Source organism: Bradyrhizobium sp. 23AC, assembly GCF_054863025.1.
In genome coordinates this window covers 1-261 of record NZ_JAVAYN010000207.1, presented here as the reverse complement: position 1 = coordinate 261, position 261 = coordinate 1, and the positions used below count along the sequence as shown (strand labels likewise).

General features: G+C 39.8%; 1 protein-coding gene. It reads left to right on the top strand.

Annotation, left to right across the window (positions count from 1 at the left end; genetic code table 11):
* A partial coding sequence (locus RAD10_RS42130) for a WYL domain-containing protein (protein ID WP_461622050.1) occupies positions 1-261 on the top strand: 261 nt, incomplete at both ends.

Here is a 261-nt window from a genome sequence, read left to right as displayed (position 1 = left end):
ATTACCTGAAACAATATTGGAGACGCTGGTATCTGTTAGCTTGTAGAAAGGGCAAAAAGGATATAGAGGCTTTCGCTCTTGACTACATGGATGATGTTAGTATAAATAATAAGGTGAAGTATAAAGGCACCAAGACTTCTTTTGCAAAATACTTTGAACACTTGGTAGGAGTGACAATGCCTCCAGAACAGAATGTGGAACACATAGAAATGTGGGCAGACATGTCGCTGGTACCTTTGCTCGTCTCTTCACCAATACATA